Annotated in this window: 23 protein-coding genes and 1 rRNA gene; 15 read left to right on the top strand and 9 right to left on the bottom strand. The window is 69.8% G+C overall.

Annotated features, from left to right (window positions below; translation table 11 throughout):
- Nucleotides 1–10: 10 nt before the first annotated feature.
- From mshD to ABD224_RS18765, 6 genes are all read left to right on the top strand, one after another.
- Nucleotides 11–937, top strand: coding sequence for a mycothiol synthase (mshD, locus tag ABD224_RS18790; RefSeq protein WP_344051299.1), 927 nt, complete (start codon nt 11–13; stop codon nt 935–937).
- Between the two features lie 339 nt (nt 938–1276).
- On the top strand, nt 1277–3667 hold the full coding sequence (locus ABD224_RS18785) for an RNA degradosome polyphosphate kinase (protein WP_425581006.1): 2391 nt from the start codon (nt 1277–1279) through the stop codon (nt 3665–3667).
- On the top strand, nt 3648–3815 hold the full coding sequence (locus ABD224_RS18780; protein WP_344051407.1) for a hypothetical protein: 168 nt from the start codon (nt 3648–3650) through the stop codon (nt 3813–3815). The genes ABD224_RS18785 and ABD224_RS18780 overlap by 20 nt, the downstream gene beginning before the upstream one ends.
- A gap of 17 nt (nt 3816–3832) precedes the next feature.
- Nucleotides 3833–4300 carry an NUDIX hydrolase gene (locus tag ABD224_RS18775; RefSeq protein ID WP_425581005.1) on the top strand — a complete coding sequence of 156 codons (468 nt, stop codon included), beginning with the start codon at nt 3833–3835 and terminating at the stop codon, nt 4298–4300.
- Nucleotides 4301–4643: 343 nt separating this feature from the next.
- Nucleotides 4644–5501 carry an SCO4651 family lipoprotein gene (locus ABD224_RS18770; RefSeq protein ID WP_344051294.1) on the top strand — a complete coding sequence of 286 codons (858 nt, stop codon included), beginning with the start codon at nt 4644–4646 and terminating at the stop codon, nt 5499–5501.
- A gap of 200 nt (nt 5502–5701) precedes the next feature.
- Nucleotides 5702–5872, top strand: a complete 171-nt coding sequence (locus ABD224_RS18765) for a hypothetical protein (protein ID WP_344051405.1) — start codon at nt 5702–5704, stop codon at nt 5870–5872.
- A 15-nt stretch (nt 5873–5887) separates the two neighbouring features.
- Here the strand turns inward: ABD224_RS18765 and ABD224_RS18760 are convergent, their stop codons facing one another.
- On the bottom strand, nt 5888–6229 hold the full coding sequence (locus ABD224_RS18760) for a metal-sensitive transcriptional regulator (RefSeq protein ID WP_344051292.1): 342 nt from the start codon (nt 6227–6229) through the stop codon (nt 5888–5890).
- Between the two features lie 271 nt (nt 6230–6500).
- Between ABD224_RS18760 and ABD224_RS18755 the strand changes: the two genes are divergently transcribed.
- The 3 genes from ABD224_RS18755 to ABD224_RS18745 all read left to right on the top strand — a co-directional run bounded on the left by ABD224_RS18755 (nt 6501) and on the right by ABD224_RS18745 (nt 8419).
- Nucleotides 6501–7121: a DUF47 domain-containing protein gene (locus tag ABD224_RS18755; RefSeq protein ID WP_067399877.1), complete on the top strand. Its 621-nt coding sequence runs from the start codon at nt 6501–6503 to the stop codon at nt 7119–7121.
- A 7-nt stretch (nt 7122–7128) separates the two neighbouring features.
- Entirely contained in the window at nt 7129–8127 is a 999-nt protein-coding gene (locus tag ABD224_RS18750; RefSeq protein WP_344051289.1) for an inorganic phosphate transporter, read from the top strand.
- Nucleotides 8128–8218: 91 nt separating this feature from the next.
- Nucleotides 8219–8419, top strand: a complete 201-nt coding sequence (locus ABD224_RS18745; protein WP_344051287.1) for a DUF5988 family protein — start codon at nt 8219–8221, stop codon at nt 8417–8419.
- A gap of 126 nt (nt 8420–8545) precedes the next feature.
- Here ABD224_RS18745 and pstB read toward each other — a convergent pair whose 3' ends face one another.
- From pstB to ABD224_RS18715, 6 genes are all read right to left on the bottom strand, one after another.
- The gene (gene pstB / locus ABD224_RS18740; RefSeq protein ID WP_344051284.1) at nt 8546–9322 is read right to left on the bottom strand and encodes a phosphate ABC transporter ATP-binding protein PstB; all 777 of its coding nucleotides are present in this window, start codon (nt 9320–9322) and stop codon (nt 8546–8548) included.
- Between the two features lie 39 nt (nt 9323–9361).
- On the bottom strand, nt 9362–10435 hold the full coding sequence (pstA, locus tag ABD224_RS18735) for a phosphate ABC transporter permease PstA (RefSeq protein WP_344051282.1): 1074 nt from the start codon (nt 10433–10435) through the stop codon (nt 9362–9364).
- The gene (gene pstC / locus ABD224_RS18730) at nt 10432–11457 is read right to left on the bottom strand and encodes a phosphate ABC transporter permease subunit PstC (protein ID WP_344051280.1); all 1026 of its coding nucleotides are present in this window, start codon (nt 11455–11457) and stop codon (nt 10432–10434) included. The genes pstA and pstC overlap by 4 nt, the downstream gene beginning before the upstream one ends.
- A gap of 102 nt (nt 11458–11559) precedes the next feature.
- Entirely contained in the window at nt 11560–12684 is a 1125-nt protein-coding gene (gene pstS, locus ABD224_RS18725; RefSeq protein ID WP_344051278.1) for a phosphate ABC transporter substrate-binding protein PstS, read from the bottom strand.
- 457 nt (nt 12685–13141) lie between these two features.
- On the bottom strand, nt 13142–13852 hold the full coding sequence (locus ABD224_RS18720) for a phosphatase PAP2 family protein (RefSeq protein ID WP_344051276.1): 711 nt from the start codon (nt 13850–13852) through the stop codon (nt 13142–13144).
- 201 nt (nt 13853–14053) lie between these two features.
- Nucleotides 14054–15055, bottom strand: coding sequence for a bifunctional lytic transglycosylase/C40 family peptidase (locus ABD224_RS18715; RefSeq protein ID WP_344051274.1), 1002 nt, complete (start codon nt 15053–15055; stop codon nt 14054–14056).
- A gap of 486 nt (nt 15056–15541) precedes the next feature.
- Here ABD224_RS18715 and ABD224_RS18710 point away from each other — a divergent pair, with 486 nt between their 5' ends.
- From ABD224_RS18710 to ABD224_RS18685, 6 genes are all read left to right on the top strand, one after another.
- Nucleotides 15542–15850 (top strand): hypothetical protein, encoded by a 309-nt coding sequence (locus ABD224_RS18710; RefSeq protein ID WP_344051393.1) that lies wholly within the window; start codon nt 15542–15544, stop codon nt 15848–15850.
- Between the two features lie 247 nt (nt 15851–16097).
- Nucleotides 16098–16955 (top strand): DUF8175 domain-containg protein, encoded by an 858-nt coding sequence (locus ABD224_RS18705; RefSeq protein WP_344051272.1) that lies wholly within the window; start codon nt 16098–16100, stop codon nt 16953–16955.
- On the top strand, nt 16945–18297 hold the full coding sequence (locus tag ABD224_RS18700; protein ID WP_344051270.1) for a hypothetical protein: 1353 nt from the start codon (nt 16945–16947) through the stop codon (nt 18295–18297). The genes ABD224_RS18705 and ABD224_RS18700 overlap by 11 nt, the downstream gene beginning before the upstream one ends.
- A 14-nt stretch (nt 18298–18311) precedes the next feature.
- Nucleotides 18312–19853: an SCO6880 family protein gene (locus tag ABD224_RS18695; RefSeq protein WP_425581009.1), complete on the top strand. Its 1542-nt coding sequence runs from the start codon at nt 18312–18314 to the stop codon at nt 19851–19853.
- A 14-nt stretch (nt 19854–19867) separates the two neighbouring features.
- Nucleotides 19868–21292 (top strand): ATP-binding protein, encoded by a 1425-nt coding sequence (locus tag ABD224_RS18690; RefSeq protein WP_344051266.1) that lies wholly within the window; start codon nt 19868–19870, stop codon nt 21290–21292.
- A gap of 219 nt (nt 21293–21511) precedes the next feature.
- Nucleotides 21512–23089, top strand: coding sequence for a type IV secretory system conjugative DNA transfer family protein (locus tag ABD224_RS18685; RefSeq protein ID WP_344051263.1), 1578 nt, complete (start codon nt 21512–21514; stop codon nt 23087–23089).
- A 4-nt stretch (nt 23090–23093) separates the two neighbouring features.
- Here ABD224_RS18685 and ABD224_RS18680 read toward each other — a convergent pair whose 3' ends face one another.
- Together ABD224_RS18680 and rrf are read right to left on the bottom strand one after the other, a co-directional pair.
- A complete protein-coding gene (locus ABD224_RS18680) occupies nt 23094–23657 on the bottom strand; it encodes a GNAT family N-acetyltransferase (RefSeq protein WP_344051261.1) in 564 nt (187 codons plus the stop codon).
- 155 nt (nt 23658–23812) lie between these two features.
- Nucleotides 23813–23902 (bottom strand): 5S ribosomal RNA (gene rrf / locus ABD224_RS18675); the annotation flags it as partial.

Raw genomic sequence — 23902 nt, 5'->3', positions numbered from 1 at the left:
ACCTCGTGCCATGACCAGCGACGACTCCACACCCCCCGCCCGCTCCCTCGAGACCCGTACCGAGCTCTCGCCGGACGAGGTCGACGCCGTGCTCGAGCTGCTGGCGGCGGCCGCCCGGCACGACGGGCAGCAGGCGGTGTCCGAGCAGGGGCGGCTGCAGTTGCGCGGCGGTGCCCGGGCCGGGGTGTCGCATCTGCTGCTGCGCGCCGGCGGGGAGCTGGTCGGATACGCACAGCTGGAGGACACCGACCCGGTGGAGGCGCCGGCCGCCGAGCTGGTGGTGCATCCGGCGCACCGCGGACGCGGGCACGGGCGGGCGCTGGGCGCGGCGCTGCTCACCGCGTCCGGCAAGCGGCTGCGGGTGTGGGCGCACGGCGGACACTCCTCCGCCCGGCATCTCGCACAGGTCCTCGGGCTGACCCTGTTCCGTGAACTGCGCCAGATGCGGCGGCCGTTGAAGGACTTCGAGCTGCCGGAGCCGGTGCTGCCCGAGGGGGTGACGGTACGGACCTTCGTGCCCGGGCAGGACGACGCCGCCTGGCTCGCCGTGAACGCCGAGGCGTTCGCCCACCATCCCGAGCAGGGCTCCCTCACCCAGCGGGACCTTGACGACCGCAAGGCCGAGCCATGGTTCGACCCGCAGGGGTTCTTCCTCGCCGAGCGCGAGAGCGACGGCCGGCTGATCGGCTTCCACTGGACCAAGGTCCACCAGGAGGAGCGGCTGGGCGAGGTGTACGTCCTCGGGGTCCGCCCCGGTGCCCAGGGCGGCGGCCTCGGCAAGGCCCTCACCCTGATCGGTCTGCGGCATCTGGCCGCGCAGGGGCTGCCGACGGCGATGCTGTACGTGGACGCCGACAACAAGGCGGCCGTGTCGGTCTACGAACGGCTGGGCTTCACGACGTACGAGACCGACCTCATGTACCGCACGGAGAGCTGATCTCCGGCCACCGGAGCGCCGCCCCACGGCACCGGCACTCCGGTCCGCTTTTGCCGGTGCGGCTTTCCCCCGTACGGCTTTCCCCCCGTGCGGCTTCGTCCGCAGGGCCGTGTCCGCTGCGGGCCCGGTGTCATGGCCGGAAGCGGGCAGTCATCGGCGGCCGCCACCGCCTTTCGCACACTCGGCCGACCGGCAGCACACCTGGTCGACCGACAGCGCATCCGGTCGACCCGACCGGCCGGGCCGGACACCGGTGGTCCCCCGCGAGCCGCCGCCCGGATATCCCGCAGGTCATGGCTCCGTAACCGCTGCTTCAGACGGGCTCGCGACGCTCGGCCGATGAAGCCCGCCGCGCCCGAGCCCGTGCCGCTCCCCCAGGGGCGCGCCGTCGTGCTCCCGCCCGTGCTCCTCGACGCGACTGTCCCGCGCCCTGCGCGGAAGAATGGGTTCATGAGGCAGCAAGACTCCCAGGCAGCGCAGCCGCACCCTTCCCCTGTCGGGAAAGGCGCCGCGGGCCGCGCCTCCCTGCGCACCCCTCAGCCCTCCGTGGGCTCCATCGCCGCGCACCGCCCGCGCACCGTGGCGGCCACGGTCTCCGGTCTGGCACCGGACCTCGACTCCGACCTCGACAGCTACGCGGAGTCGCCGGCTGGGAGCGAACAGTTGCCCGCGGACCGCTTCCTGGACCGGGAGCGCAGCTGGCTCGCCTTCAACGAGCGCGTCCTGGAACTCGCCGAGGACCCGAGCACGCCCCTGCTGGAGCGGGCGAACTTCCTCGCGATCTTCGCCAGCAACCTGGACGAGTTCTTCATGGTCCGGGTCGCCGGTCTCAAACGCCGCATCGCCACCGGGGTCGCCACCCGGTCCGCCTCGGGCCTGCAACCGCGCGAGGTGCTGGAGATGATCTGGGCGCGCTCGCGTGAACTCATGGCCCGGCACGCCGCCTGCTTCCACGAGGACGTCGCGCCCGCCCTCGCGGAGGAGGGCATTCATCTGGTGCGCTGGAACGAGCTCACGGAGAAGGAGCAGGCCCGCCTGTTCACGCTCTTCAAGAACCGCATCTTCCCCGTGCTGACGCCGCTGGCCGTCGACCCCGCGCACCCCTTCCCGTACATCTCCGGCCTGTCCCTGAACCTGGCCGTCGTCGTCCGCAACCCGGTCACCGGCCACCGCCACTTCGCCCGGGTCAAGGTGCCGCCGCTGCTGAACCGCTTCCTGGAGAGCTCCCCGGGCCGCTACGTCCCCCTCGAGGACGTCATCGCCGCCCACCTGGAGGAGCTGTTCCCGGGCATGGAGGTCCTGGAGCACCACACCTTCCGGCTCACCCGCAACGAGGACCTGGAGGTCGAGGAGGACGACGCCGAGAACCTGCTCCAGGCCCTGGAGAAGGAGCTCATGCGGCGCCGCTTCGGGCCGCCGGTCCGCCTGGAGGTCGAGGAGTCCATCGACCGCGACGTGCTCGACCTGCTGGTACGGGAGCTGAAGATCAGCGAGGCCGAGGTGTACCCGCTGCCCGGCCCGCTCGACCTCACCGGCCTGTTCCGGATCCACAGCCTGGACCGGCCCGAGCTGAAGTACCCGAAGTTCGTCGCCCGCACCCACCGCGACCTGGCGGAGGTGGAGTCCGCCTCGCCGCCCGACATCTTCGCGGTGCTGCGCGAACGGGACGTGCTGCTGCACCACCCCTACGACTCCTTCTCCACCTCCGTCCAGGCCTTCCTGGAGCAGGCCGCCGCCGATCCGGACGTCCTCGCCATCAAGCAGACCCTGTACCGGACCTCGGGCGACTCCCCCATCGTCGACGCGCTCATCGACGCCGCCGAGTCCGGCAAGCAGGTCCTCGTCCTGGTCGAGATCAAGGCCCGGTTCGACGAGCACGCCAACATCAAGTGGGCGCGCAAGCTGGAGGAGGCCGGCTGCCATGTCGTCTACGGCCTGGTCGGGCTGAAGACCCACTGCAAGCTGTCCCTGGTGGTGCGTCAGGAGGGCGAGATCCTGAGGCGCTACAGCCATGTCGGCACCGGCAACTACCACCCCAAGACGGCCCGCCTCTACGAGGACCTCGGCCTGCTCACCTCCGACCCGCAGGTCGGCGCCGACCTCTCCGACCTCTTCAACCGCCTCTCCGGCTACTCCCGCCGCGAGACCTACCGGCGGCTGCTCGTCGCCCCCAAGTCCCTGCGCGACGGTCTGGTCTCACGGATCAACAAGGAGATCCAGCACCACCGCGCCGGGCGTCCCGCCTTCATCCGCATCAAGGTCAACTCGATGGTCGACGAGACGGTCATCGACGCCCTCTACGGCGCGTCCCGGGCGGGAGTGCCGGTCGACGTGTGGGTGCGCGGCATCTGCGCCCTGCGCCCCGGTGTGCCCGGCCTGTCGGAGAACATCCGCGTCCGCTCGGTCCTCGGCCGCTTCCTGGAGCACTCCCGTGTCTTCATCTTCGGCAACGGCGGCGAGCCCGAGGTGTGGATCGGCAGCGCCGACATGATGCACCGCAACCTCGACCGCCGTATCGAGGCGCTGGTCCGGGTCACCGACCCGGGCCACCGGGCAGCCCTGAACCGGCTGCTGGAGGCCGGCATGTCCGACGCCACCTCCTCCTGGCACCTCGGCCCGGACGGCGAATGGACCCGGCATGCGACGGATCCGGACGGCCTGCCCCTGCGCAACATCCAGGAGATGCTCATTGACGCCCGGAGGCGCCGGCGTGGCACAGCGGCACCCTGACCCGGCGGACCCCACGGCCGGGAGCACCGTTCCCGCCGACGCGGCGTATGCGCTCGGTGTGCTCCACACCGATCAGCGGCACGAGGCGGAGGCGGCCAGGTTCGCCTTCCAGCAGTCGCGGCAGAAGCAGACCGTCGGCGCCAACTGACAGGTGGTGAGGAACCGTTGACTTCCTCGAACAACAAGCCCGGCGCGTCCGACGCACCTGACGCATCCGGCACCCCCGATGCGCCTGTCCTGGCGGCCGGCTGCGTGCTGTGGCGCCGCTCCCCGTCGGACGGCACCCTCGAGATCTGCGTGGTGCACCGGCCGAAGTACGACGACTGGTCGCACCCCAAGGGCAAGCTCGACCCCGGCGAGGACCCGCTCGCGGGGGCCCTGCGCGAGGTGGCGGAGGAGACGGGCTACAGCGCCGTCCCCGGTACCGAACTGAGCACGGTGACCTACCGGGTGGGCGACCGCCCCAAACACGTGCGCTACTGGGCCGCCGAGGCCGTCGCGGGCCGTTTCACGCCCAACAAGGAAGTGGACCGCGTCCTGTGGCTTCCCCCGGCCGAGGCCCGCGCCCGGCTGACCCGGCCCGGCGACCGCGCCCTGATCGACGAGCTGCCCGAGGCCGCACACTCCGGCTGAAGACACCCGGCTGGAGCACATCCTGGCTGCAGCGCGCCGCCCAAGCCGCGCCGCGCGCGTGTCCCTCCGCGTCCGTGCGGGCCAGGCAGAAGCGGCCCTGCTCGACGGTCGTCGTGCCGTGCGCCAGGCCCCTTCGGCCCCCGGAAGGCCCGAGAGCGGGAGCGCGCTCCGCGCAGAACGCCGAGGACGCCGAGTACGCCACGACGACGAACGTATCCACGCCAGGTGAACGGCGCGTTGCGGCCGGCTGTCGCTCCGGTGGGCGCGTGACGGGGGCCGCCCGCCCGTCGTTGACCGGACGACAGGGGCCCTTGACGGACGGAGCGCTGGGGGTAGGCAGGCAATGACGGAGCGGCAGCGGCCAGGGGCCACCTCCGCGCGAGCGAGGCCGAAGGGCACGATCCTCGCGGCAGGGCTCCTGGTCTGCGTGTGCGTCACGGGCTGCGCCGACGTCGCCGCCGAGGACGCGCGTGCCGTGGCCGACCCGGTGCAGACCCTGCGCCAGGCGCCGGACGTGCTGCTGGAGGCGGGCAGTGCGCAGGCCCGTACGTCGATGGAGATGGCCACCGGCGGGACCCGTGTGAAGATCCGCGGCACGGGGGTCTACGACTTCCGCGGGCAGCGGGGACAGCTGACGCTGGTGCTGCCGCAGCAGCCGACCGGGACCGCCGAGCATCTGCCGATCACCGAGATCCTCACGCCCGGCGCCCTGTTCATGAAGAACCGGGGGGCCGGGGTGCCCGCCGACAAGTGGGTGCGGATCGACACGGCCTCGCTCGTCGACGGCAATCTGGTCACCGGCGGCGCCACCGACCCGTACGCCGCCGCCGAGGTCCTGCGCGGCACCCGCACGGCGATCTTCGTCGGCAGGACCGAGATCTTCGGGGTCGCGGTACGGCACTACCGGGGCACCGCCGATCTGGCCCTGGCCGCGAAGAACGCCTCGGCGGCCGACGCGGTGGCGCTGAAGGCGGCGGCGAAAGGGTTCGCCACGCCCCTGGTCCCGTTCGACGTCTATCTCGACGACCAGGGGCGCATCCGGAAGATCCGCCAGCGCTTCGCCTTCGTCAACGGGCAGCGGAACCGCGCCGTGGCCGTCCATTCGACCACCCACCTGTACGCCTTCGGGATCCCGGTGACCGTGACCCTGCCGCGGGCGCAGGACATCTACACCGGACGGATCGCCGAGAAACAGGGGTGACCAGCCGGAAATGACCGGCGAACTAGCCCTTCCGTGCCATGCGCGGCGCGTAGACCGCTCCTTACCCTGGGTCCTGTCGTCATGCTCCCCGCCTCTTCTCCCCTCCTCCTGCTCCGTGCCGGGCGGACGGGAACGAGCGGCGGGCCGGTGACGGCGGGACCCCGAAAAGCCCGGCAACGGCAGGGAATGAGGTGATGCACGTGGCTTTGACACGCGGAAGAGCGGTTCAGGACCACGTGGCTCTCGCCGAGATAGAGCTGTGCGGAGACCTGATCATCGCGGCCTCGGCGGCCGAGGAACGGCTCAGTCTGGAAAGCATCGACAGGGTGCTGCGGGTGGCCGAGGAGCGTGAGGCCGGCACCGGCCGGTGACCGGATCCGCTCGGTTCAGGTCCGCAGCAGCCGCCCGATCGCCTTCGTGGCCTCCTCCACCTTCGCATCGATCTCCGAGCCGCCCTTGACCGCCGCGTCGGCGACGCAGTGCCGCAGGTGTTCCTCCAGCAGTTGCAGGGCGAAGGACTGCAGGGCCTTGGTGGAGGCGGACACCTGGGTGAGTATGTCGATGCAGTAGGCGTCCTCGTCGACCATCCGCTGCAACCCGCGAATCTGGCCCTCGATCCGGCGCAGCCGCTTGAGGTGCTCACCCTTTTGATGGTGATACCCGTACGTGACGGTCTCGTGCCCGTTGTCCTCGGAGGGCGCTGCCGCGCCGGCCTCGGTGGTCGTCATCGCGTCCTCCTCTGCGAACCGTACGGATCCGTACGGATGGGTCACGGATGGGTTACGGATAGATACGGACAGGCAAAGAAAAGAAGAAAGGCGGAGATATACCCCTGCCGGGTATATCGTAACGAACTTCACGGGGCAGCAGGATCCTTGGCAAGCCCCCCGTGCGGAGCGCCGTACCCGATGGGTGACACTGGGGACGGCCCCTTAGCCGTGGCCGAATGATGCCTTTAGCATCACCCTGACCGAAACCGAAGCACCCCGAGGATCCCACGTGCGCTTCCGTCTGACCCCCAGGGAGACGAGCTTCTACGACATGTTCGCCGCGTCCGCGGACAACATCGTCACCGGCTCGAAGCTCCTGATGGAACTGCTCGGGGCGGACACCTCCGCCCGGGCCGAGATCGCAGAGCGTATGCGGGCGGCGGAACACGCAGGTGACGACGCGACGCACGCAATCTTCCACCAGCTGAACTCCTCCTTCATCACCCCCTTCGACCGGGAGGACATCTACTCCCTCGCCTCCTCCCTCGACGACATCATGGACTTCATGGAGGAGGCCGTCGACCTGGTCGTCCTCTACAACATCGAGGAACTGCCCAAGGGCATAGAACAGCAGATCGAGGTCCTGGCCAGAGCGGCGGAGCTGACGGCCGAGGCCATGCCGCACCTGCGGACCATGGAGAACCTCACCGAGTACTGGATCGAGGTGAACCGCCTGGAGAACCAGGCGGACCAGATCCACCGCAAGCTCCTCGCGCACCTGTTCAACGGCAAGTACGACGCGATCGAGGTACTCAAGCTCAAGCAGATCGTGGACGTCCTGGAAGAGGCCGCGGACGCCTTCGAGCACGTGGCGAACACGGTGGAGACCATCGCGGTCAAGGAGTCCTGAGGCGTCCATGGACACCTTCGCGCTGATACTGACCATCCTGGTCGCCCTCGGTTTCGCCTACACCAACGGCTTCCACGACTCGGCCAACGCCATCGCGACATCGGTGTCGACCCGCGCCCTCACCCCGCGCGCCGCCCTGGCGATGGCCGCGATGATGAACCTCCTCGGCGCCTTTCTGGGCAGCGGGGTCGCCAAGACCGTCAGTGAGGGCCTGATCCAGACACCCGAGGGCAGCAAGGGGATGGGCATCCTCTTCGCCGCCCTGTTCGGGGCCATCACCTGGAACATGATCACCTGGTACTTCGGCCTGCCCTCGTCCTCCTCGCACGCGCTGTTCGGCGGCATGGTGGGCGCGGCGCTGGCGGGCGGTACGACGGTGTACTGGTCCGGCGTACTGGACAAGATCGTCGCCCCGATGTTCCTGTCGCCGCTGATCGGTCTGGTCGCCGGCTACCTGGTGATGACGGCGATCCTGTGGATCTTCCGCCGGGCCAATCCGCACCGCGCCAAGCGCGGCTTCCGCATCGCCCAGACGGTGTCGGCGGCCGGAATGGCGCTCGGACACGGCCTGCAGGACGCCCAGAAGACCATGGGTGTGGTGGTGATGGCGCTGGTCATCGCCGATGTGTCGGACTACGGCGACCCCATCCCGACGTGGGTGAAGCTGATCTCCGCCCTCATGCTGTCCCTGGGCACCTACGCGGGCGGCTGGCGCATCATGCGCACCCTGGGCCGCAAGATCATCGAACTGGACCCGCCGCAGGGCTTCGCCGCCGAGACGACCGGCGCGTCGATCATGTTCGTCACGGCGTACCTGTTCAAGGCGCCGATCTCCACGACCCATGTGATCACCTCGGCGATCATGGGCGTGGGGGCGACGAAGCGGGTGAACGCGGTCCGCTGGGGCGTGGCGAAGAACATCGTGCTCGGCTGGTTCATCACCATGCCGGCCGCGGCGGCCGTGGCGGCCTGCGTCTTCTGGCTGATCCAGCTGGCCCTCGGGTAGCCGGTTCTCGTGCAGCAGGTCCTCGCGCAGCAGGCCCTCGCGCAGCCAGTCTTCGTGTAGCAGCCTGGCCCGGCGCGACGACACTGGAAACATGACTGTCAAGGCACTCCTCGAGGGCGGGCCGGAGGACCTCGCGGGCACCGTCGTACCGGTGGTCCCTCCGGGACAGGAACTGAAGATCCCGCACCTCGGGGGATACGAGCACTACAAGGTCACCTCGCGCCACGAGAACACCGAGGAGGGACGGGCCACCGTCTACCAGTGGTGGGAACGCACCGAAGTCGCCGAGTGAACGGCCGGCCGCCCCGGCCGGAGAGAGACACGGGGCCCGCCCCGGGCCCCGGGGGGCGGGTCCTTCTGCGTCCTCGCGGTGGCACCGCCATGCAGCACCGCGAGGGGCCGGGAAACCAGCCGCGGATCAGCCGAAACGGCCCGAGATGTAGTCCTCGGTGGCCTGCACGGACGGGTTGGAGAAGATCCGCTCGGTGTCGTCGATCTCGATCAGCCGGCCCGGCTTGCCCACCGCGGCCAGGTTGAAGAACGCCGTACGGTCCGAGACACGTGCCGCCTGCTGCATGTTGTGCGTCACGATGACGATCGTGAACCGCTGCTTCAGCCGGCCTATCAGGTCCTCGATGGCGAGGGTCGAGATCGGGTCCAGGGCGGAGCAGGGCTCGTCCATGAGCAGCACCTCCGGCTCGACCGCGATGGCGCGGGCGATGCACAGCCGCTGCTGCTGACCGCCGGACAGACCGGCCCCCGGCTTGTGCAGCCGGTCCTTGACCTCGTTCCAGAGGTTGGCGTCCCGAAGCGACTTCTCGACGATGTCGGCAAGCTCGCTCTTCTTGTATTTGCCGTTCAGCCGCAGGCCCGCCGCCACATTGTCGAAGACCGACATGGTGGGGAAAGGATTCGGCCGCTGGAAGACCATCCCCACCTCGCGGCGCACCGCCACCGGGTCCACCCCGGCGCCGTACAGGTCCTCGGAGTCCAGCAGCACCTTGCCCTCGACCCGGCCGCCCGGAGTGACCTCGTGCATGCGGTTGAGGGTGCGCAGGAACGTCGACTTGCCGCAGCCGGAGGGGCCGATGAACGCCGTCACCGAGCGCGGCTCGATCGTCATCGAGATGTCCTCGATCGCCTTGTGGCTGCCGTAGTAGGCGGTGAGCCCGCTGACGTCGATGCGCTTGGCCATGACTGCTTCACTTCCCGTCTTCGATCGCTGGTGGCCGCGTCAGCGACCGGTCTTGGGCGCCTTCCAGCGGGCGATGCCGCGGGCCCCCAGGCTGAGGACCATCACGAAGGCGATCAGGGTGAGCGAGGCCGCCCAGGCACGGTCGTACGCCGCGCCGGAGCCCGCGCTGTTGGCGTACTGCTGGTAGATGTACAGCGGCAGCGAGGCCTGAGCCCCCTCGAAGGGGTTGTTGTTGATGAAGGGGTTGCCGAACACCAGCAGCAGCACGGGGGCGGTCTCCCCGGCGATCCGGGCGACGGCCAGCACGATGCCGGTGGCGATGCCGCCGACCGAGGCCGGCAGGACCACCTTCAGGATCGTCCGCCACTTCGGCACGCCCAGGGCGAGGGACGCCTCACGCAGCTCGTTCGGCACGAGCTTGAGCATCTCCTCCGTGGAGCGGACCACGACCGGCATCATCAGGATGGCCAGGGCCAGCGAGCCGGCGAAGCCGAAGGGCTGCATCTTCAGGATCAGCATCAGGCTGAGGATGAACAGGCCCGCGACGATCGACGGGATACCGGTCATCACGTCGACGAAGAAGGTGACGGCCCGGGCCAGTCCGCCGCGCCCGTACTCCACCAGGTAGATCGCGGTGAGCACGCCGATCGGCGCGCCGATCAGGGTGGCGAGGCCGACCTGCTGGAGGCTGCCGACGATGGCGTGGTGGATGCCGCCGCCCGGCTCGGTGTCGGCGACCACGCCCATGGAGTGGGTCAGGAAGTGGACGTCCAGGACCTTCACGCCGCGCGTGAGGGTCGTCCAGATCAGGGAGACCAGCGGCACCACGGCGAGCAGGAAGGCGGCCCAGACAAGGCTGGTGGCGAGCCGGTCCTTGGCCCGGCGCGGGCCCTCGACACGCGCGGAGGCGCCGTACAGGCCGAGGACGAAGAGCGCCGCCGCGATCAGCCCCCACTGGATGCGGCTGTGGAGGTCGCCGAGCGTGCCGACGAGGACCGCCAGGGCCAGCGCCCCGAGGGCGATGGCGTACGGGGACCACCGGGGCAGTCCGGCCCCGTGCAGACTGCCCGGGCTCCTGTCGGCGACGGTGTCGGCGATGGCTGCGTGGCTCATGCGGCGGCCCCCGCGTACTCCTCGCGGCGAGCGATGATCATGCGAGCCGCGCCATTGACCAGCAGCGTGATGACGAACAGGACCAGCCCGGAGGCGATCAGCGCGTCACGGCCGAACTCCGTCGCCTCGCTGAACTTGCTCGCGATGTTCTGGGCGAAGGTGCCGCCGCCCGGATCGAGCAGGCTGGCCCTGATGTCGAAGGCCGGCGAGAGCACGGTGGCGACGGCCATCGTCTCGCCGAGCGCACGGCCCAGACCGAGCATCGAGGCGGAGATCACCCCGGAGCGGCCGAAGGGCAGCACCGCCATGCGGATGACCTCCCAGCGCGTGGCGCCAAGGGCCAGGGCCGCCTCCTCGTGCGTGCGCGGGACCTGGCGGAAGACCTCACGGCTGACGTTGGTCACGATCGGCAGGATCATGATCGCCAGCAGGATGCCGACGGTGAGCATCGAGCGGGGAGCGCCGCCCTCCCAGGAGAAGATCCCGGTCCAGCCGAGGTGGTCGTCGAGCCAGCCGAACAGGCCGTTCAGGTGGGGAACGAGGATCAGCGCGCCCCACAGGCCGTACACGATGGACGGCACGGCGGCGAGCAGGTCGACCACATGGGCGATGGGGCCGCGCAGCCGGCGCGGTGCGTAGTGCGTGAGGAAGAGCGCGACGGCGACCGCGACGGGAACCGCGAGGACCATGGCGATGACCGAGGAGACCACCGTGCCGTAGGCCAGCACGGCGATGCCGAAGACCGGCGGGTCCTGGTGGGTGTTCCACTCGAAGGTGGTCAGGAAGTTGCCGTGGTCCCGGCCGATGGCCAGGGACGCACGGTAGGTGAGGAAGACCGCGATCGCGGCCATGATCAGCAGCAGGAGGATGCCGGAGCCGCGGGAGAGGCCGAGGAAGATCCGGTCCCCGGGGTGGGCGGCACCGCGGGCGGCGCTGCGGGCGGCACGCTTCCGCTCGGCCGCACTCGGCGGTGGAGGGGGCACCAGGGTGCCCGCCTGGGGCTGGTGGGTGACTGTGTCCATCGAGTTCTCCGGTCTGCGGGGCCGTACGCGTCGTACGGCGCCTGGCGGCGGTGCACCGGACGGTGCGGCCCGGCCCCTGGCGCGGGGACCGGGCCGCACGGGTCAGCTCAGGCCCTCGATGGTGGTGCGGACCTTGCCGATGATCTCTTCGGGGATCGGGGCGTAGTCGTTCCGGGCGAGCAGGCTCTGGCCCTCCTCGCCGGCGATGTAGCGCAGGAACGCCTTGGTGGCCGGCAGGGTGTCGCTCTTGTTGCCCTTGTCGCAGACGACCTCGTAGGTGACCAGGACCACCGGGTAGGCGTTCTCGGCCTTGGTCGTGTAGTTCAGCTCCAGCGACAGGTCCTTGCCGGTGCCGACGATCTTGGCGTCCGCGATGGCCCGGGAGGCGTTCTCGACCGTGGCCTTGACCGGGGCGGAGGCACCCGTGTCGATGGCGACCGTGGACATGCCCTTGGCGTACGACAGCTCGAAGTAGCCGATGGCGCCGTTGGTCTGCCTCACCTGCTGGGCCAGGCCGGAGGACTGCGGAGCGGCCTGACCGCCCTGGGCCTGCCAGGCCTTGCCGCCGGAGTACTTCCAGTCGTCCGGCGCGGCGGCCTTCAGGTACTTGGTGAAGTTGTCGGTGGTGCCGGACTCGTCCGAGCGGTGGAACGCCTGGATCTTGAGGTCGGGCAGGTCGGCGTCGGGGTTCAGCCTCTTGATCGCCGGGTCGTTCCAGTTCGTGATCCTGCTGTCGAAGATCTTGGCCAGGGTCGGGGCGTCCAGAATCAGGTCGTCGACCCCGGGAAGGTTGTAGCCGACCGCGATCGGGCCGCCGAGCATCGGCAGGCCGATGCCCCGGCCGTCGGTGCAGACCTTCTGGGAGGCGGCGACCTCCTCGGGCTTCAGCGGGGAGTCGGTGCCGGCGAAGGCGACCTGCCCCTGGGTGAACGCCGTGACACCGGCGCCGGAGCCGCCGCCCTTGTAGTTGATCTGCACGCCGCAGGCCCGGCTGAACTGCTTCACCCAGGCGTCGATCGCGTTCTTCTGCGCCGAGGAGCCGTCCGCGAGCAGCTGCCCCTTGGCGTCGTCGCACGTGATGGAGCCGGTGGAGGCGATGGTGCTGTCGCCGCCGGCGCCGTTGGTGCCGCCGGTGTCGTCAGAACCGCACGCCGTGAGGGCCAGGGCGCCGGAGACGGCGAGAGCGCCGAGAGCGAGTGCTCGCCGGTTCTTGCGCTGAAGCTTCACTTGAGTTCCTTCCAGGAGCCGCCGTCCTGATCGGCGGCGTGCGAAGTGTGGGCGACGCCAATGCGCCGGAAGGCACATCGGCACCGGGCAAGGCCGACATTAGGCAGAACAAGTGAAGCCGCTCATGGCCGTAAGTGAACGAGGAGTGAACCTCCGCCGAAAGTGCGGTGAGATCACGGAATGCCCATGGGAAGAACACGTGGAGATCCCAGCGGGGGCACGCGGAGGTTCCAGCGGTTCCCGCGGCGGGTTCGGCAGCGGGCCCGGCAGCGAGTCCGGCGCAGCTCCGGCAACGGGTCCGGCATAGGTCCGGCAGCGGGTCCAGCACGGGTCCAACAGCGGGTCCGGCGTAGGTCCGGCGCAGGTCCGGCGCGGGTTTCGGTCCAGGGCTCCGGCAGCCTGCCCAGGGCCGCCAGGGTGCCGGGGCGGCCTACGCCGCCAGGTCCCGCTCCTCCGCCTACGCCGCCAGGTCCCGCTCCTCCGCCGACGCCGGCTCCCGCGCACCGTCGCGGTCGGCCTCCGCCTCGTCCCGCCGCACCCGGGAACTCCGCGCGGACACCAGCCACCCGCCCCACGCCGTTGCCTCGACCGCTCTCAGCAGCGGTGTGAGCAGCGCCATGGCCAACGGGGACAGCAGCAGCGCGACGGCCGTGCCCAGCGCGAACCCGCCCACGACGTCCGTCGGATAGTGCACGCCCATGTAGACCCGGCAGAAGCCCTCGAGCAGCGCCAGCCCCATGCCCACCAGCCCGAACCGCCGGTTGGCGACGAAGAGCGCGACCCCCATCGCCATGGTGACCGCCGCGTGATCGCTCACGAACGAGTAGTCGGTCTTCCCGGTGACCAGGACCTCCAGCCCCTGGTGGTCCAGGAACGGCCGGGGCCGCTTCACAAACTCCCGTATCGGTACGTTCACCAGCACCGCGATGCCCGCCGCGAGCGGCGCCCACATCAGCGCGGCGACGGTCGCCGCCGCCTCCGTACCGCCCCGGCGCCGCACGGACCACCAGCACCCCAGCACAAGCAGCACCATGGCGAGCAGCAGCCCGTACTCACCGACGTACTCCATGACACGGTCGAACCAGCGCGGCGCGTCCTTGGCCAGCCCGTTGATGTCGTAGAGCAGGTTGACGTCGGGGTTCGACCCGGAATCAGCGAGTCCAGCCATGACGCTGCGGCCCCTTCGTCGTGTCGTTCGTCGTGTCGTTCCTGGCGCACCCCGCGTGCGCCGCTCCTGCCCACCCCCGTAGTTGTAGATCCACTACGCCAACAGCAACGCACGACACCGTTGGATACGTTCCGTACTCCACCGAATGATCACGCAGACGTTATCGAAGAGAGATTCATCACCGCAGCTCAGGGACTGGATTCACGCGGAGGTGGGTAGAGCTTTCGCTCCCTCTGCGGTGACTCTGGTGGCCCCGAAGTAGTCCGGTGTGTCGATGGGATCGAACCGGATCACCGCCCCCGGTCTCGGCGCATTGATCATGTACCCGCCGCCGACGTAGATGCCCACGTGCCGGATGGCCCGGGGATCGGTCGGATCGTCGGAGAAGAACACCAGATCGCCCGGCAGCAACTCGCTCCGCTTGGGATGAGGACCGGCGTTGTACTGATCGTTGGCGACCCGCGGCAGAGTGATCCCCACGCTCGCGTACGCCGCCTTGGTCAGCCCCGAGCAGTCGAACCGCCCGCCCTGCTCGGCCGTGCCGTTCCCACCCCATAGATAAGGAGTGCCGAGCTTGCTCTGCGCATAGGCGATGGCCCCGGCGGCCTGCTTGGCGGGAGCGACCCGCCCGACGGGCGCGGCGAAGCTCTTCGCCAGAGCCGTGATGCGCTTGACGTAGTTCCGGGTCTCCGCGTACGGCGGCACACCCTGGTGGCTGATGACGGCGTCCGGGCCCGCGTTGTAGGCCGCGAGCATGTTGTGGGTCGGGTTCCCCGGCACGCTCTTGACGTACCGGGCGAGCGTGCAGTCGTAGGCCGCGGCCGAGGGAATCGCGTCGTCCGGGTCCCAGACGTCGCGCTTGCCGTCGCCGTCGCCGTCGATGCCGTGCCTGGCCCAGGTGCCCGGGATGAACTGGGCGATCCCCTGCGCCGAGGCGGGGCTCTGGGCCCTCGGGTTGAATCCGCTCTCCTGGTACAGCTGGGCGGCCAGCAGCGCGGGATTGATGGCGGGACAGAGATTGCCCCACTTCTGCACAAGATGCCGGTACGCGGCCGGCACCGCACCTTTGGCGAGTCCCACGGATCCGCCGCCCACCCCGCCCGCGATGTTCCCGGCGGCGACGTACACCCCCACGACGAGCAGGGCGAGGAAGCTGAACACGGTGCCGACGGCGGCGATCGCGACGATCCATGCCCTACGCACCGTCAACCTCCCCTCACCGCCCAGGAGTACGCCGCCGACAGTCTAGAGGCGCCCCCTGTGCTTTTGGAGTGATCACACACAGGGCGCAAGGCAGCACGACGGCCGCCCCCGTGCGACCCCGCCCGCACCGGCCGGGCAGCGGGACCTCGGCCCTCTCCCGTGCGCCCCGCCTGCACCGGCCGGGCGACGGGACCGCGGCCCGCGGGCGTGAGACCCGTGAGACCATCGAAGCGGTCACACACCCGACTGGCCGTCAAAAACCGTGACGGACGGTGAAAAAACATCAACGACGGGACCACACAACAGGTTCCGCTCGGACTTCATTGCCCGGCGTGACCTGCCGTGATACACAGAGTGACGATGCATACCAAACGCATAAGGCAATAGCGCCAAGTCGACATCGCCGGCGTGATTGTCGGCGAGAATAGCCCTGACCTCTGCACAAGGACAGGGAACGTGAACTACCCAACAGGGGCGGTGAGTTACATGCTCTTTGCGGCCGACAAGGGAGACATCAACACCATCATCGGCGGGATCGCTCCGAACTGGGGCCCCTTCGGCAGCCTGGGCAACGAGGCCAAGGTGATGATCGAGGTGGTGATGGCCGTCGCCATCCTGATGTGCCTCGGCATCGCCATCTGGGGTGCGGCCAAGCAGCGCATCGGCGCCACGGCCCTGCGTGACACGTTCAGCGCCGAACAGGGCAAGGGGCTGATCATCGCCGGCCTGACAGGGGTGTTCATCATCGGCTCGCTCGGCACGCTCTTCACCATCGTGTACGGCATGGCCGTATAAGTCGTCCAACCGGCGCACACCCGCGCATGCCGCGCACGGTGCTCCGCCCGCGCCGCAGGCCAGACCCCTCCGGGCGCGCCTGGTGCCCCCACTACCCCCACCCACCCACCGTGCCCACCGGCTGAGGTTGCGTTTCCCTGATGTCGAGTCACCACACCGCGTTCACGCGGGAACCAGCGCGGCTACCGTCGTACTTCCACGCGTTCCGGTACGAGGTCGGGTACGAGGTCGAGGGGGCGTACGGGGCATGAGCCACGGAGACGAGCACAGGTACGGCGGTCCACGGCGCGCCGACGACGGACCGTACGAGGGCGGACAGACCCGCACCCGGCTCCCGGACCGGCCCGGCGATCCCTACGGCGGCGCCCGGCGCGGCAGCCGCTCCTCCTCCCACGGCCTGATCACGGCCGTCGCCGTGATCGTCCTCCTCATCGCCGCGATCGCCTTCGCGAACCGCTCGGACGGCTCGTCGTCCTCCGCCTCCGACCGCGGCGACAGCGACCGGCCGAAGGCCGCCGCGACCGCGGCGAGCGGGACACGGCCGGTGGAGACGAAGAAGGACGGCATCCCCTCCGGGTTCGCCCGCAACGAGCAAGGGGCGCAGAGCGCTGCCGCGAACTACTCGGTGGTCCTCGGCTCGACCGACATGTTCGACACCGACCGGCGGCGCCGGATCGTGAACGCCCTCTACACCCCCGAAGTCGCCGCCCGCCGCCAGGCGGACCTGGACCGCGCGTACGCGAGCGAGGACTTCCTCAAGAACATCGGGCTCGACAAGGACGGCAAAGCACCGGCCGGTCAGACCTTCATCTCCCGGGTCATCCCGGTAGGCACCAAGATCACATCATTGCGTGACGACCAGGCGACCGTCTCGGTCTGGTACACCTCGCTCTTCGGCCTGTCCGGCAAGACGTCGACCAACCCTGTCACCGAGAGCTGGTACACCACCACCTACCAGCTGAAGTGGGTCGACAACGACTGGAAGATCATCGACTTCCAGCAGAAGGACGGCCCCGTGCCGATCGGGCGCGACCAGAGAGCCTCCACCGCCGACGACATGACGAAGGCCGTCGAGGAATACGGAGGGTTCACATATGCGCGCTAACCACCCCGTCCTCAAGGTGACGGCTGCCGTCGCCGCCGTACAGGCCGGCGCCGTGCTGCTGGCCACCCGTGCCTTCGCCGCGCCCACGCCCGATCCGAGCCCCTCGCCGACGGACAGCGACAACACGTGCGACCTGATCCGCGGCCCCGCCAGGGAGTACTGCGAACGAGGCAACAGCGGAAGCGGCGACACCTCGGTGTACGAGGACCCCTCCGCCACCCTCGACCCCCTCTCCTCCCTCGCCAAGGGCTGCGCCGACGCCGCCTCCTGGACCGTCACCAAGCTCAGCAAGGCCGTGCAGGAGACGGCGAACGTCGACTTCACCAACCAGAAGTTCCTCCAGCAGTACGCGGTCGTGTTCGCCGCGTCGACGATCCTCACGCTCCTGCTCTGGCTGCTGGCCGTGGCCAAGCGGGCCGTGCGCGGCGTGCCGCTGCCCACCGCGATCTCGGAGGCGGTCGGCTTCCTCTGGCTGACCGTCCTCGCCTCCGCCTTCACCCCGCTGATCCTCCACACGGTCGTCTCGGCCGCGGACGGCGTCTCCGACGTGCTCGCGAAGGCGACCGGCAACCAGGCGGACATCTTCTTCGGCACGTTCGCCGCCGCGCTCGACAAGGGAGAGAACATCGGCGGCGGCCCGATCATGCTGATCGTCGTCTCCCTCGTCACCATCCTCGCCGCCGGCGTGCTCTGGCTGGAGCTGGTCATCCGCGCCGCCCTGCTCTACGTCGGCGCCCTGCTCGGCACCGTCGTCTACGCCGGACTGGTCGACAAGAATCTGTGGGGGCACGTACGCCGCTGGGCCGGAATCATGATCGCCGTGATCCTGGTCAAACCGATCATTGTGATCGTGCTCGGACTCGCCGGTGCCCTGTCCTCCAGCGACGAAGGCCCGGGCGCCTTCTCCGCGGTCGTCTCCGGCCTCGCCATCATCCTGCTCGCCATCTTCGCCAGCGCGATGATCTACCGCTTCGTCCCCGGCTTCGGCGACGAGATCGCGGCCGGCCGCAACAACCGCATCATGCGGAGCGCCGAGAGCAAGGCCGCGGCCGTCATCAGCTCCCCGGCGACCCTGGTCGCGCAGGGCATCAAGACCCACAGCACCCGCACCGACCACAGCGGCGGCGGCCCCTCGTCCACCGCCCCGCGCCCGGCCAACCCCGCCTCCGGCGGCGTCGCCGCACACAGCACACGCGTCCCGGACGGCGGCAGCGCACCCGCGCCCTCCGCACCCACACCCGCTGCCGCACCCGCTCCCCGGGCACCCAGCCCGGTGACCAGTCCGCATGCCGGCAGGACCCGCAACAGCAGTACCCACCGCACGGGAGGTGAAGGGCGTTGACGACCGAGTCCCCTATGTCCCCCACGATCACGCCCCGCCGTACCTATCTGATCGGCCGCGCACGGCCGAACGCGTTCATCGGCCGCAACCGCGAGAACGGCGAGATCGCCCTGATCATCGCGGGCGCGTTCCTGGGCATGGTGTGCGGACTCGTCGTCCCCATGCTGTCCCTGCGCATCGTGCTGCTGGTCGGCTTCCCGCTGCTGGCCCTGGCCGCGGTCTACGTGCCGTACCGGCACCGCACGTTCTACAAGTGGTTCGAGATCAACCGCTCCTACAGACGCACCCTCAAACGCGGCGCCGTCTACCGCTCGGACGCGATGGAGGCCGGCACACGCCTGGACGGACAGGAGGTCGAGATCGGACCGCCGCCCGGCATCGGCCGGATCACCTGGCTCTCCGCACCGTTCGGGCCGGACGAGATCGCCGTCCTGCTGCACGCCGACCGCAGGACGGTGACCGCCGCCATCGAGATCGAGGGCCCCGGCGTCGGCCTGCGTGACTCCGAGGACCAGGAAGCCCTCGTCGACCGCTTCGGCACCCTGCTCAAGCACGTGGCCAACGGCGACGGCTTCGTCACCCGCCTGCAGATGCTCGCCCGCACGCTGCCCGCCGACCCCGACGCCCACGCCAAGGACGTCGCCCTGCGCGGGGACGACCGCGCACCGGCCTGGCTGCGGGAGTCGTACGACCAGCTGCAGTCCATGGTCTCCACCAGCAGCGAGCAGCACCGCGCCTATCTCGTCGCCTGCATGCACTACACCCGCGAGCTCGCCGCCGAGGCCCAGGCCATCGCCCGCGCCGCCCGGCCCCGGACAGGCCGCAAGCTGGACCGGGACGCCGGTCTCGCGGTCATCATGGCCCGCGAGCTGACCGACATCTGCTCCCGGCTCCAGGAGGCCGACATCCGCGTACGGCAGCCGCTCGGCCAGGGACGGCTGGCCTCGCTGATCCACTCCATGTACGACCCGGACCACCCCATCGACCACATCCAGGCGATGACCAAGCGCAACGCCTGGCCGGCCGAGCTGGACGCCAGGGAGCCGACGTACCTCCAGGCCAAGACCCGCGAGTCCGCCACCCGCGAACCCTGGTGCCACGCCACCGCCTGGATCAAGGAGTGGCCCATGACCCCGGTCGGCGTGAACTTCCTCGCGCCCCTGCTCGTCCACACCCCCGACGTCATCCGCACGGTCGCCGTCACGATGGACCTCGAACCCACCGAGGTCGCCATCGAGCGCATGCTGACCGAGAAGACCAACGACATCGCCGAGGCCAGCCGTGCCGCCAAGATGAACCGCACCGTCGACCCGCGCGACATCGCCGCCCACCACCGCCTCGACCAGCGAGGCGAGGACCTCGCCAGCGGCGCCGCCGGCGTCAACCTCGTCGGTTACATCACCGTCTCCGCCCGCTCCCCGGAGGCCCTGGCCCGCGACAAGCGGACCATCAGGGCCGCGGCCGGAAAGTCCTACCTGAAGCTGGAGTGGTGCGACCGCGAGCACCACCGTGCCTTCGTGAACACTCTCCCGTTCGCCACCGGAATCCGAAGGTAGGGGCTGATGCTCTGATGCGGGACCCGCTGACCGCTCTCACGGACGCCTTCACGTCCTTCCTGTTCGGAAAGGTCGAGACGACCCGGCTGCCGGTGAGAACATCCACGGGCCAGGCCCAGGCGGTCTATCTGCCCACCGCCGCCCCCGGCCTCGGCGACTCGGGCGTCATCATCGGGCGCGAGGTGTACTCCGGCAAGGGCTACATCTACGACCCCTTCCAGCTGTACGGCCAGCAGCTCCCCGCCCCGCACTGGCTGGTCCTCGGCGAGTCCGGCAACGGCAAGTCGGCCCTGGAGAAGACCTACGTCCTGCGCCAGCTGCGCTTCCGCGACCGCCAGGTCGTCGTGCTGGACGCCCAGGGCGAGGACGGCGTCGGCGAGTGGAACCTGATCGCGGAGAAGATGGGGATAACTCCCATCCGGCTCGACCCGATGGCTGCCCTGGACCACGGCATCCGCCTCAACCCGCTGGACCCGGCGATCACCACGACCGGGCAGCTCGCCCTGCTGAGGACCATCATCGAGGTCGCGATGGGCCACGGCCTGGACGAGCGCTCCGGCTTCGCGCTGAAGGTCGCGCACTCCTACGTCAACGAGACGATCGTCGAACGCCAGCCGGTGCTCTCCGACATCGTCGAACAGCTGCGGCACCCGGAGCCGGAGTCGGCCGAGGCGATGAACGTCGCCATAGAGGACGTACGCGCCTGGGGCCTGGACGTGGCCCTGGTCCTGGACCGCCTGGTCGACGGCGACCTGCGCGGCATGTTCGACGGGCCGACGACCGTCGGCATCGACCTGGACGCCCCGCTGATCGTCTTCGACCTGTCCCACATCGACCGCAACTCCATCGCCATGCCCATCCTCATGGCGATCGTCGGCGTATGGCTGGAGCACACCTGGATCCGCCCCGACCGGAAGAAGCGCATCTTCCTGGTCGAGGAGGCCTGGCACATCATCAACAGCCCGTTCGTGGCACAGCTGTTCCAGCGACTGCTGAAGTTCGGACGACGGCTCGGCCTGTCCTTCGTGGCGGTGGTGCACCATCTGTCGGACGTCATCGACGGAGCGGCGGCCAAGGAGGCGGCAGCCATCCTGAAGATGGCGTCGACCAGGACGATCTACGCCCAGAAGGCCGACGAGGCGCGGGCGACCGGCCGGGCGCTCGGCCTGCCCAGGTGGGCGGTCGAGATCATCCCGACCCTGACCCCCGGTATCGCGGTGTGGGACGTCAACGGCAACGTCCAGGTGGTCAAACACCTGGTCACCGAGACCGAACGCCCCCTGGTCTTCACCGACCGCGCCATGACGGAGTCCTCCAGCGACCTCCTCTCCCACGACGCGCTGCGCGCCGCCGAACGGGAGGCGGAGGAGCGGGCGGCGGCCTTCATGGAACAGCACATCGCCGACCTGGACGGCTCCTCCGAGTCGACGGTCGCCTAAGGGGTGCCGTTTGGACCGGGCCGGCTCCGGTAAGCGGTGCCTTGTGACGGCGTCGAGCGGGGCTCGGCACGCACGGCCGCAAGGCGGAGAGAGGGATGAGGACGGAAGAAGCCGACGCGGCGGAGCGCCGGCGAGCGACGACAACGCGGCAGCCGTGCGGTGCCGACCCCCGCGGCCCACGGCACGATTCGAATGACACCCCCCAGGGGAGACGCACGCGTGAGACCGGACAACCGTGACCACCGGCAGGGACGGCAAAACGGCCAGGGCGGCCAGGGCGGCATTCCCGACGGTCTGCTGGTCGGCATCCTCGCCTTCCTGCTCGGCATGACCCTGCTGGTGTGGACGGCCACCGGACTCTCCGGCCTGTTCGCCCACGGCTCCTGGCCATCTCACCTCGCCTTCACCCGCACACCGCTGGCGATGCGCCACCTCATGGCCGACCCGCACGACATCCGCGGCGCCTGGCCGGACACGCCGCCGGAGCAGCTGTCGGGGTACGGACTGTTCTGGGGGCTGTTCATCGGACAGCTGATGGTGCTGTTCGTGCTGGCCGTGTTCGTGATCGGCACGGTGGCCCGGTGGAAGGCCAGAAGACTGCGCAGACGGATGAAGGCGACGGCACCGGCACCGGGCCCCCGGGAGACGCCGGCGCCGGTGCCGCGGGAGATCCCCGGCCAGCGGAAGGCCACGGAGCCCGAACAACCGTTCATGGACACGCGGCTGACGGAGCAACCGCCCGCGGAGACACCGTCAGCGGAGACATCGCCGGTGGAGACATCGCCGGTGGCACCGCCTCTCACGAAGACGCCGCTGATGAGGACACCGCTGGTGGCACCCCAGGGCCCGGCGGAGGCAGAATCCGTCAGCGGGTGGGAGAAGATCCTCGTCGCACCGAAGGAGAGCCGCCGGGCGACAGCCACCCAGGTCATCCGGGACACGGCAGGCCCGGCCCTGGTCATCACCTCCAACCCCGCCCTCTGGCAGGACACCAAGGACCTCCGGGCCAAACTGGGCCCGGTTCTCCTCTACGACCCCGCCCACCTGTGCGACACCCCGGCCCGTCTCCACTGGTCCCCCATCGCGGGCTGCGAGGACAAGAAAACGGCGGCGGCGAGAGCCATGACCCTCCTCGCCCCGATCCGCCCCACCGCCAAAATCGACCAGGCGATAGCGGACACCGCGGAAACCCTCCTGCGCAGCTTCCTCCACGCCGCCGCCGTGGACGGCCGCACCGTCCGCCACGTCCACCGCTGGGCCCAGGGAACCCAGGTTCAGGAGGCGGTGCGCATCCTGCGCACGAACCCCAGGGCCGCCTCCGGATCGGCCGGCGAACTCGAGGCGGCGCTCACCTCGCACCCCGAACGCCGCGACATCGCCCAGGAACTGACCAGCCGTGCACTGTCCTCACTGTTCACGGTGAACGTCCGCAACGCCTGCACTCCGCACCGAACTGATGCGCTCGCCTTGGATTCCTTCATCAACGAAGGGGGAACGCTTTATCTGGTGGGGGAATCCATCGAGGATCCCCGCACCAACCCTGGTGCGATGCCTCTTCTGACGGCACTCGCCTCAAGCGTGGTCGAGCGCGGCCGGCGCATGGCCGAACGGTCATCCTCCGGTCGGCTCGACCCACCACTCACCCTCGTCCTGGACGACGTGGCCGCCGTCGCCCCGCTCCCCCAGCTCCCCGAGCTGCTGGCCACGGGAGCCGACCACGGGCTGCCGACCCTGGCCCTGCTCCGCTCCCTCGAACAGGCCCGCGCCCGCTGGCCCCACGACGACCTCCCGGCGTGACGTCTCAGGGGCGCTCGAGGACGTACTCCAGCTCGGACTCGTCCAAGTGCCCCTCCAGTGGCACGGTGACCCCGCTCGGCCGGAAGCCGATCCTCTGGTAGAAGCGCAGGGCCCGCCCGTTGTTCTCGTGCACGATCAACCGCACCCGCTCCACCCCGACGTCCCAGGCCCACTGGAGGGCCTCGTCGAAGAGCACCTCGGTCAGCCCGCACCCACGGTGCTCGGGACGGACGTACACGCCGACGATGTGCCCCTGCCGCCGCTCGACCGGAAAGCCGGCCCAGTCCGTGGTACCGGCCTCCTCCACGAACACGGTCAGACTGCCGACCCACTCACCGTCCGGACCCTCCGCGATGAACTGCTGCGCATCGGTCGCCCCCACGGCGGCTTGAGCCGTCCGCTCCTGCCAGTAGGAGTCAGGTTTGGCGACGGCGTCCTCGTACGTCTCCAGAAAGGCGAGATGCGCGATGGGGTCCTGGAGCGCGCGCAGCCGCAGCGCTTTGACAGCAGGCCACTCCTCGGTGCGTACCGGTCGAATCACATAGTGTCCGGGGGCCGTGGTAGTCATGCCGGCCACCGTAATACCCGGGTGCCGTCCTCCTCACCCGAAATACCGCCCCGGCCCGAGGCCCGACGCCCCTGCCACCGCGCGGGCAAACAGGCGGAAAATGCAGAAGGGCCCCGCACCACACGGGTGCGGGGCCCTCCCCTTTTTCAAATCTTGTCCGGCGGCGTCCTACTCTCCCACAGGGTCCCCCCTGCAGTACCATCGGCGCTGTAAGGCTTAGCTTCCGGGTTCGGAATGTAACCGGG

It is taken from the genome of Streptomyces thermoalcalitolerans (assembly GCF_039525155.1).
Lineage (GTDB): Bacteria > Actinomycetota > Actinomycetes > Streptomycetales > Streptomycetaceae > Streptomyces > Streptomyces thermovulgaris.
This window is presented reverse-complemented; position numbering and strand designations above follow the sequence as displayed.